2 protein-coding genes and 1 rRNA gene are annotated in these 2,256 nt (G+C 65.3%); 2 read left to right on the top strand and 1 reads right to left on the bottom strand.

From position 1 onward, the window contains the following. Positions 1-190 (top strand): transposase (locus tag AC1DBQ_RS23005; protein ID WP_476930705.1); only part of this gene is annotated, 190 nt, incomplete at its 5' end. Between the two features lie 230 nt (positions 191-420). Continuing rightward, positions 421-2,052, top strand: a complete 1,632-nt coding sequence (locus AC1DBQ_RS23000) for an IS1634 family transposase (RefSeq protein ID WP_476930704.1) — start codon at positions 421-423, stop codon at positions 2,050-2,052. A gap of 75 nt (positions 2,053-2,127) precedes the next feature. Here AC1DBQ_RS23000 and rrf read toward each other — a convergent pair. Continuing rightward, a 5S ribosomal RNA gene (gene rrf, locus AC1DBQ_RS22995) occupies positions 2,128-2,244 on the bottom strand. Positions 2,245-2,256 lie beyond the last annotated feature (12 nt).

Below are 2,256 nucleotides of genomic sequence, written 5' to 3'. Positions count from 1 at the left end.
GCTCTACCGCACCGTCTGCAGGTGGTGGAACGAGATCGAGGTCCTCATCGTCACCGGCGCCACTACCGGCAAGGTCGAGGCCAACAACACCGGCATCAAGCACATCAAACGCACTGCCCGCGGATACCGGAACCCGGCCAATTACARATCGATTATTCTCATGAGAAGTGCCGTCCGGACGGCGGCATGACACTCATCCGGGATTMGCTTCCCCATGAACCGTGAAGAGCCGCTTAACCCTGAGTCTGCTGGGAGTTTCCCGAAACTGGTGCGGGTTCTAAATCKAAATTGATGTGGGTGTTAAACCTGACTTGGCTCACGGGTCGTGGTCTCGCGGGCGGCCGGCGCTCTGACCTGCGGTGATGTCGGCGGAATGGTGCTTTTTCACGCACTAACGGGTTTTGTTCTAGTGTCACCGGTGTGGCGTTCATCAGGAGGGTGCGGACGGCTTCGGGCGCGACGGCGGTGCAGATCGCCGAGTATGTGCGCGGTCGTCAGCGGATCGTGGAGCATGTCGGTTCAGCGCATACGGAGGCCGAGCTCGGAGTGTTGCTGGAGCGCGCCCGTGAGCTGTTGGAGAACCCTGCTCAGGGTGTCCTCGAGCTTGGTGTCGAGCCCGCGCCTCCGGTGCGAGGCCTGGTTGTGCCTGCCGGGCCGGGCCTGTTCGACGCGCCCGGCGCGGTGACGCCGGCCGGTCGTGACGGTCCGGGCCGCGTGGTCGGCACGGACTCGCGGATCCTGTTCGATGCGTTGGCCGGGGTGTTCACGGCGCTCGGCTTCGACGGGCTCGGTGACGAGGTGTTCCGGGATCTGGTGATCGCCCGGGTCGTGGAACCGACCTCACTGCTGGATGCCGGCAGGGTCCTGCGGGACCTGGGCCGGGCCCCGGCCAGTTACGCGACGATGAAGCGCACCCTGGGCCGGGCGGGGGCGGGCAAGTACCGCGACCGGATCGCGACCTGGTACTTCGAGCATGCCAGCACCAGCGGGGATGTCTCCTTGGTGCTCTACGACGTCACCACGCTCTATTTCGAGGCCGAGAAGGAAGACGAGCTGCGAAAAGTCGGCTACTCCAAGGAACGCCGCGTCGACCCGCAGATCGTCGTGGGTCTGCTCGTGGACCGCGGCGGGTTCCCGCTGGAGATCGGCTGCTTCGAAGGCAACAAGGCCGAGACCACGACCATCATCCCGATCATCAAGCAGTTCCAGGCCCGCCATAACCTGGCCGACATGGTCGTCGTCGCCGACGCCGGCATGCTCTCGGCTTCGAATCTGCGTGAGCTGGACGAGGCGGACCTGCGGTTCATCGTCGGGTCCCGGATGACGAAGGCCCCGGCCGATCTGGCCTCGCATTTCCGCTGGCACGGCGACGCCTTCACCGACGGGCAGCTGATCKACACGATCACGCCCAGAACCGGCCACCGGAWCGAGAACAACCCCGACCTGCGCGCCGAACCCGTCTGGGACCCCGCTGCGCATCCGGGCTCGTGGCGGGCCGTGTGGGCCTACTCCCGCAAGAGAGCCGCCCATGATGCCACCACCCTCACGGCCCAGGAGAACCGTGCCCGGGAAGTCATCGAGGGACAGAAAGCGGCCCGGACCCCGCGCTTCGTCAAGACCGCCGGMGGGAAACGCAGCCTCGACGAAGCCTCACTGGCACGCGCACGACAACTGGCCGGGCTGAAAGGCTACGTGACCAACATCCCCGCAACCGCCATGGCCGCGACGGACGTTATCGGCTCGTACCACGAGCTGTGGCACGTCGAGCAGTCCTTCCGGATGAGTAAGTCGGACCTGCGGGCCAGGCCCATGTTCCACCGCACCCGCGACGCGATCGAGGCCCACCTCACGACCGTCTTTACAGCGTTGGCCGTCTCCCGGACTGTCCAGGCCAGGACAGGGCTCACGGTCGGCAATGTCATCAAACAGCTCCGGCCCCTGCGTTCGGCCACCATCGCCATCAACGGCACCACCCAGAGATTCGCCCCCGACATCCCCACCGGGCAGCAAGCCATCCTCKACGCCATCCACGACCCGAAACTCACGCACTAAGCAAATGAGCCAAGTCAGGTTAAATGCGGGAGGACCCCCAACCTGGTGGTTGGGGGTCCTCGACCTGTAATGATGTTCCGGCGGTGACCTACTCTCCCACACCCTCCCGGGTGCAGTACCATCGGCGCTGTGGGTCTTAGCTTCCGGGTTCGGAATGGGACCGGGCGTTTCCCCCACGCTATGACCGCCGTAACCCTTGCTGCT

This window comes from Arthrobacter sp. 10T413_2, assembly GCF_056394205.1.
This window is presented reverse-complemented; position numbering and strand designations above follow the sequence as displayed.